General features: G+C 55.4%; 7 protein-coding genes and 2 pseudogenes. 7 read left to right on the forward strand and 2 right to left on the reverse strand.

Annotation, left to right across the window (positions count from 1 at the left end; all coding sequences use genetic code 11):
- The 6 genes and pseudogenes from HMPREF2736_RS12605 to HMPREF2736_RS02170 all read left to right on the forward strand — a co-directional run.
- Window positions 1-87 (forward strand): annotated as a pseudogene (locus HMPREF2736_RS12605) (glutaredoxin family protein); the annotation flags it as partial.
- 385 nt (window positions 88-472) lie between these two features.
- Window positions 473-1,618: an ImmA/IrrE family metallo-endopeptidase gene (locus tag HMPREF2736_RS02150; protein ID WP_070614952.1), complete on the forward strand. Its 1,146-nt coding sequence runs from the start codon at window positions 473-475 to the stop codon at window positions 1,616-1,618.
- On the forward strand, window positions 1,619-2,068 hold the full coding sequence (locus HMPREF2736_RS02155; protein WP_070828783.1) for a DUF4411 family protein: 450 nt from the start codon (window positions 1,619-1,621) through the stop codon (window positions 2,066-2,068). It abuts the gene before it with no gap.
- A gap of 178 nt (window positions 2,069-2,246) precedes the next feature.
- On the forward strand, window positions 2,247-2,507 hold the full coding sequence (locus tag HMPREF2736_RS02160) for a hypothetical protein (RefSeq protein WP_070828784.1): 261 nt from the start codon (window positions 2,247-2,249) through the stop codon (window positions 2,505-2,507).
- A gap of 288 nt (window positions 2,508-2,795) precedes the next feature.
- Window positions 2,796-3,332: a hypothetical protein gene (locus HMPREF2736_RS02165; RefSeq protein WP_070828785.1), complete on the forward strand. Its 537-nt coding sequence runs from the start codon at window positions 2,796-2,798 to the stop codon at window positions 3,330-3,332.
- 12 nt (window positions 3,333-3,344) lie between these two features.
- A complete protein-coding gene (locus HMPREF2736_RS02170; protein WP_070815556.1) occupies window positions 3,345-4,229 on the forward strand; it encodes a hypothetical protein in 885 nt (294 codons plus the stop codon).
- 246 nt (window positions 4,230-4,475) lie between these two features.
- Here HMPREF2736_RS02170 and HMPREF2736_RS12515 read toward each other — a convergent pair whose 3' ends face one another.
- Window positions 4,476-5,153: a TetR/AcrR family transcriptional regulator gene (locus HMPREF2736_RS12515; protein WP_070452898.1), complete on the reverse strand. Its 678-nt coding sequence runs from the start codon at window positions 5,151-5,153 to the stop codon at window positions 4,476-4,478.
- A 91-nt stretch (window positions 5,154-5,244) separates the two neighbouring features.
- On the opposite strand from HMPREF2736_RS12515, the gene HMPREF2736_RS02180 reads away from it, so the two are divergent.
- On the forward strand, window positions 5,245-6,474 hold the full coding sequence (locus HMPREF2736_RS02180; RefSeq protein WP_052205465.1) for an MFS transporter: 1,230 nt from the start codon (window positions 5,245-5,247) through the stop codon (window positions 6,472-6,474).
- On the opposite strand, the pseudogene HMPREF2736_RS11890 reads toward HMPREF2736_RS02180, so the two are convergent.
- Window positions 6,475-6,720 (reverse strand): annotated as a pseudogene (locus tag HMPREF2736_RS11890) (hypothetical protein); the annotation flags it as partial.

The raw sequence follows: 6,720 nt of genomic DNA on the forward strand, positions 1-6,720 counted from the left end.
TACGGCGATCGCGTGCCGGTTGTCGTCATTGATGAGGAGGAGTTTGCATGCTGGGAAGTAGACAACGCAGACCTTGAAGCCGAGCTCCTCTTTCCAACGCTGGGGGTTCTTTCGTTTTTATGTTGTTATGTTCGTTCCCGGTCCGTCGATGACGGGCGTAGCAGTGCACTCCGGGGGTGGGGCCGAGCTTCGCATCGACCCCTTCCCGTCGACCAACTCAGGTCAGCGCGGTGACGGTGCGGGCGACGCCGGAGTACGAAGGGATCCGCCAGATTGCAATAAGAAATCCAGCCCACACTCTGAGCTTGGCTCGGAGGCGGGCTGAACGATTGACATGAACCCTAGCATGAGCGAGGCTAGTTCCGCAGGCATGAAAACTCGTTTGTATCAATTTGATAGCTGTAGCTCCCCGGAGATGTTTGCTGGGCTCCTCCGCTAAGGTAAAAACTACGTAACTAGCGGGAGGTGAGTGATGACTGTTCGAATCGACATTGCAGCACCGACGTTGCGTTGGGCCCTACAGCGGACCGGCGTCACGGTTGAAGAACTTGCCCAAAAAAGCGATTTTCGGTTGGTCCGGCAATGGCTGGAAGGGGAGGTATCCCCGACGTTGCGTCAGGCCCAGCACTTGGCATCGCTTGCTTGTATCCCGTTTGGATACTTGCTTCTCGACGACCCCACGGATGACCAACCGGATTTTCCAGATTTCCGCACCGTAGACAGTAAGAAAGTAACCGAGTTCAGCCCGGAATTGAAGGAAACGATTTACGCCTGTGAGCGGCGTTTGGGTTGGTACGCCGAATTTGCTCGTGCAGAAGGCATTGAGCCCCCATGCTTCGGTGGCGAATGGACATTACGTGATAACCCGGACGATGCCGTGCGTGCATTACTTCCTCAGCTCGCCGATGCTGGATGGAAGCCAGGCAGGGCGGCTACTGGTCGAGAGAATGTGCTGGAATTAGCGGAGGCAATTGAGCACTGCGGTGTCTTGGTGATGCGAAACTCCGTACTTGGAAATAACAACCACCGCAAACTCGACATCGACGAGTTTCGTGCTTTCACACTGCTCGATGGTGCTTACCCCTTGATCTTCATCAACGGCAGTGATTACAAAGTTGGGCAGTACTTTAGCCTTGCTCACGAGCTAGGCCACGTGCTACTCGCTGCAGAAGGGCTCACTGGAGCCATGAACGATCATCACGATGTAGAGCGATGGTGTAACAGGTTTGCAGCTGCCCTGCTTCTGCCGCAGCATGCGTTGTTGCAGGAATGGGACAGAAATCCCGATCTGAAACACATCACTGAATGGGCATACGATGCGTACCGGGTAAGCGCGGATACGACACTGTGGTCCCTTGTGGGGCAGCGCCGCCTTGGCAAACCACAAGTGCAGGAATTCCTTCGGCAACGTCCCTCGAACCCTACGCCTCCGATTGTTAGTGGAGGCGGTGACTTCTTCGTCACGTTGAAGTCTCGGCTGGGTGGCCGGTTCTTGGACACAGTAACCGGCGAATATGCAGATGGCGCAATTTCTCAAGAGGAAGCTTCGCGCCAACTGGGCATTGCAAAGACTGCGACGCTGAAGAATGCGGTTACTCGTATGCAGGAGGTCGCATAGGTGTACCTCATCGATACGAATATCGTGATCGGTGCGTTCAATCACCGTCCGCGAGACATTTTTGAATCGTACTGGCGGCAGTTCGATGCATTCTTTTCCGAAGGGCAATTTTATTTTCACCAGTCTGTAGAAAATGAATTGCTGAAACGCGATGATGAAAAGTCACAGTGGCTGAGAGACTTTGTCCCTAAGACGCAGATTCTCACTCAGACGCAGGAAGAAGTTAACTCCTATCGTGAGGTGACGCAGTGGGTGCGTGCTCGTAAGGATGATCCTTATAAAGAAAGTGCGATACGAGAGTTTCTGAGCGTCGCAGATTCTTGGGTGGTGGCTAGTGGGCATGCCCGAAGTTTTACCGTGATCACAAACGAGACCCCGAGCCCGAAGAGGCAAACACGGGTCAAGCTGCCTGACGCTGCTGATGGCTTGGGAGTGCAGTGCACACACTAGGAGCGGCCATATCTGGAACTGGGTTAAAGAGGACGCCGAGATCAAGTGGTGTGAGGCCAGTCATTAGATGGACTAATCAATGTTGACGAACGGTTGAAGAAGTTGAAGGCGGGTTCGCTGACGATGATGCGCACGGACGATTTGACACCTACGGATGAAGTTTTGGCGGTGATTAGCGTTGATTGACGTTGCAGCACGGGCGGTGGAGCGCGCTAGGGAGGCGCTGCCCGAGCGCCTGTGGTCTAACCGGGTGGTTGTTTACGGTGACGAGGCGATGGTAATGCCGGAGGAAACAGTGCCCATGGTGGTTGGTGACGCTCCCGCCTGGGTAACCTCTACAGAGGTTGTGGCTTTGTCCTCCAATGCTGATACGTGGCCGGAGTGGTACTGGCAGGTGTGTGAGGACGATTCCGCCTGGGTGACCGTCACGCAACACTGACCGCCACCCTGACTCCGCGATACTCCTCCCCGTTACCACCAAGGCGTGGAACACCACCCAAGCCCCCAAGGAGGAGACAAACCACATGTCGGATGAAAACACCACCCCCGCAGACCTCGCACAGCAGGCCGCTGACAAGGCGCAGCAGGCCCAGCACGACACCGAGCAGGGAACTACACCCAAGCCGGTGAACACCTAGGCGAGGCGCAGGCCAACGAGGCGGACGAAGCCGTAGACCTTGACGCGCTACGTAAGCAGCTCGCCCGATACGAAGCGGAAAACCGCAAGTTGAAGAACGAGAACGGCGACCGCCGAGTGAAGGCGAAGCAGGCGGAAGAACAGGCAGCGACGTTGAAGAAACTCGCGCAGGTACTCGGTTTTGAACCGTCCGACAAAGACCCGGAGGAACAAATCAAGCAGGCCAAGGCCGCTGCGCAGGAACGAGAAGCCGAGCGTGACAAGCTCCAGGCCGAACTCGACCGAATGCGCGAGGACAACACCCTACGCAAGCTGGCGAAGGAAAACGGGGCAGACCCCGACATGCTTGTGCCGTATCTCCGTGGTGTAGGTGATCTCCCGAAGTGGGGCAGCGACGAGTGGGACAGTAAGGCTGGCGAACTCGTCACCAACACGCTCAACTCATTCCCACAGTTCAAGGCGGGTGGGGTAGCACCCCGCACCAGCGGAACCCCAGCCCCACGAACAACAACGATGGCCGAATCCTCACCGCCGATGACCTCGACCGCCTGTACGCACAGGGCAAGTTTGAGGAAATCAACAAGGCAGTGGAGGAAGGCCGTATCAGCCGCTAAAAGTTTCCACTAGGAGGAACGCACTATGGCAACTCCACAGTCCCACAAGAACTGGGATCCGGTAATCGGCCCGATTGTCGCGTCTGCGCTCATGCAGCCGCTCCGTCAGACCTGGGCATTCGCGCAGGAGGGTGTGACGAACCGCGACTTTGAGGGCGAAATCCGTGGTAAGGGTGACGAGGTTGTTGTCACCAACCTTAGCCGTCCCACCATCCGTAAGTACGACGAGTCCGAAGACATGATTGTTGAAGATGTCGAGTTCGGAGAGCGTAAGTTCAAGACCGACCAGGGCGACTACTTCAACTTCAAGATTCCGCTGGTATCTTCCGTCCAGTCCGGCCTGGATGTGAAGCCGGAGGCTGTGCAAGAGGCTGCGGAGGGCATGGCCGAGCAGGTAGATACCTACATCGGCAAACTCATGAAGGACGGCGTTCGTAAGCAGAACCAGGTGGGCAAGCTTCCGTTGGATATTGATTCCAAGGATTCTTTCTCCGTGCTAGTGAAGTTGCGTAAGAAGTTGAACGCTACCCACGTTCTGAAGATTGACCGTTTCGTGATGGTTGGCCCCGAGATGGAATCGGCGTTGCTGTACGACGAGCGCCTGGACAAGGCAGTGAACAACAGCAATCTCTTGAACGGTGAGATTGGTCGCCTGCTCGGGTTCCGCATCATTTCCGCGCCGACGGTGCCGACGGTGGCGGGCCGTGAGGTGGTCATTGCGGGCCACCCGATGGCTACCCCGTTCGGCTACCAGATCACGGAGGTGGAGGAATCGTCCATGCTGCCGTTCCGTTTCACCCGTGCGATTACGGGCCTCCAGGTGTACGGCGGTTCCGTGATCCGCCCGGAGGCGCTGGCGACGGCTGAACAGGATGTGGTGGAGCCGACCACGGCGGGTGCTACCGAGTAGACGCTAGCCCGTAGCAGACAGCGAAGGGGTCAGGGTGTGTGCCTTGGCCCCCTTTACCTATACCTGGATGAAGGGCACACCATGAATAATCCGTATCAGGAAGAACTACTTAACCGTCTCCGTGACCATGAGAACGCGGGGGTGAACGTGAACTGACCCGGCTTATCAACTGGGCTACATCCGCTGTGTTGAAGTACACAGCTGTGCGGGCGCTCACTAAGACGATGATTGAGAAGTGGGTCAGAGTTAAGGCAGCAGGGTGTGTTCGATGCCGTCTAGGATCACATCGATGACGAGGTCGTAGTATTCCTCGGACATCGCTTCTTCTTCATCAGGGTGTGAGAGAGGCTCCAGGTAAGAGTTGACAATACTGGTCAGTCCAACAGATTGAGCCATCATAGGCTCAAGCCTGACAAGCATTTCGTGCAGGTTGTGGCGAGGCTGGATTTGATTGGATGCGCGCAGGTTTCTCGCTCCGATCGTGTGGATGATCGAGTTCGCGATAATTGTGTAGGCCACAGGCGAATTGTCACCAAACCCAGCTTCTTGTAGTTTGGCCCAGGCTCCATCGATCATCGGCAAAAACTGTTCGGTGAACTTGCCCCGCGCGAACCTGTCGGTAATCCCCGGATATGCTAACAATGCGGGGCGTAGATTGTGAGCCATAGCTCGAAACCAGGCTTTCCATTCAAGGTCCGAGTCGGGAACTTCAATCCCGACACATACCCGGTCTACAACAGCATCACAAATGGCTTCCTTGTTTGGAAAATAATGATAAATCACTGAGGGAACCACGCCCAGTTCACGGGCAATGTCCCGTACTGACCATCCCTCAACGCCACTGATCGCGCTTAACTGTACAGCTTGTTTGACAATCAGCTCGCGTGATAGCCCAGCCCTTCGCCCCGTTAGCACAGTGTTCATAAGGTGACCCTAACTTATTCCTTGACCCTTACTAGAACACCATTCTACAATATCCCTAAGTGAAACAGTGTTCTAGTAATGGAGTGTAGTGATGCCCGACCCTCGTAGTAATAAGCCGACACAGAGCTCTATTGATCCAGGAGCGCAAGCGAACCTGGTAGTGGGAATCGTTTTTCTCGCTTTTATGGGGCAAATGATTCTCAATCCGATCATCGCGCCACTGTCACGACAGATGGGATTGCGGGAATGGCATATTGGCGCCACTATCTCTTTGGCAGCGATTGTACTAGCGAGCTTGAGTGCTTATTGGGGGCGAGCTTCCCAACGTGTCGGCGCTAAACGTGTACTCGCTGCTGGGCTTGTGATCGCGATCATCGCTTTGAGCGCCTTCGGTATTGTCTCCTACCTGGGGATGAACCAGGTAGTTGGCGGTGTCGGACTAGTTTTTGGTGTTGTGATCACTCGTGGTTTGCTCTATGGTGGAGGGATTTCAGCGATCGCCCCGACCGCGCAAGCCCACCTGGTCACGCATGCTGCCAGCGAGAACGGGCGGGTAAAAGCACTGGGCATGATTGGAGCGGCTCAAGGGATGGCCTCCATTGTTGGAGGTGTTACTGGAGGTGTGTTAGCCGCTGCTGGTGGCCTGCTCTTGCCCTTGGTGGTCATGCCCGTTGTGATGGTGATTGGTCTGGTTGTTCTCTTGGTGAGTTTCGCACCTCAAAGCCGAGGGCAACTTTTTGCAAAGCCTCAACGGATTCGCTTCACTGATCCGCGTGTAGCTCCCTGGCTAGCAACTGGTCTGGTGATGTTTCTTGTGTTTTCTTCTGTTGCTACGATTTTTGGATTCACTGTCCAAGACCGCTTCGCCCTGTCGGCAACTGCGACCGCAGGTATTTCCGCGATTTACCTGACCATCATGGGCGTGACCATGATCATTGCCCAAGCGGTGATTGCTCCAAAGACAGGGTGGGGAGCAGCGAAGCTTTTACGTACTGGTCTGGCCATTACACTAGTTGCAACTGTGCTCATTTGGCCTACCTCCTCGCACGCTTTACTGGTTGTCGGGTGTATCGTGCTGGGGGTAGGTATGGGACTGGCGATGCCCGGGTACAACACTGGCCCAACCTTGAAGATGAGTGCAGATGAGCAAGGCGCAGTGGCTGGCATCATCAACGCTAATAATGGGTTGGCGTACGCGATTGCCCCGCTGGCTTCGACCGCCCTTTACGGGTGGAACCCGCTGGCACCCTTCGCCGTCTGTATCGCCTTGATTGCAGTGGTCGTCATCTACGCCCACACCGTACCCGCACTACGCCAATAACTATGAGCGTGCCTGAAGTAGCCGTTCCATCACGTTATCCGCAGGAGTCGGCCCCGAGTAGTCCACCAGCGAGTTGTCTTTGACGACATCGAAAATCTCGTACCAGAGCGTATTCGCCTGCTTGCTAAACGACTGAGACATGGCCACGAATGGGGACGCGATAGCTGTTAGGACTACGGATTTAGTAACACCGTGAAGTGCCCCGAGTTTTGTTCCTAGGCATTTGCCTTGATTTCTATTTTTGCT

The sequence above is a fragment of the Corynebacterium sp. HMSC036E10 genome (assembly GCF_001836265.1).
Classification (GTDB): Bacteria; Actinomycetota; Actinomycetes; order Mycobacteriales; family Mycobacteriaceae; genus Corynebacterium; species Corynebacterium coyleae.

What these genes read in the sequence shown, in the direction of transcription:
- HMPREF2736_RS02150 (WP_070614952.1), top strand. Translation starts at nt 473, where the DNA reads ATGACTGTTCGAATCGACATTGCAGCACCGACGTTGCGTTGGGCCCTA.
- HMPREF2736_RS02170 (WP_070815556.1), top strand. Translation starts at nt 3,345, where the DNA reads ATGGCAACTCCACAGTCCCACAAGAACTGGGATCCGGTAATCGGCCCG.
- HMPREF2736_RS12515 (WP_070452898.1), bottom strand. Translation starts at nt 5,153, where the DNA reads ATGAACACTGTGCTAACGGGGCGAAGGGCTGGGCTATCACGCGAGCTG.
- HMPREF2736_RS02180 (WP_052205465.1), top strand. Translation starts at nt 5,245, where the DNA reads ATGCCCGACCCTCGTAGTAATAAGCCGACACAGAGCTCTATTGATCCA.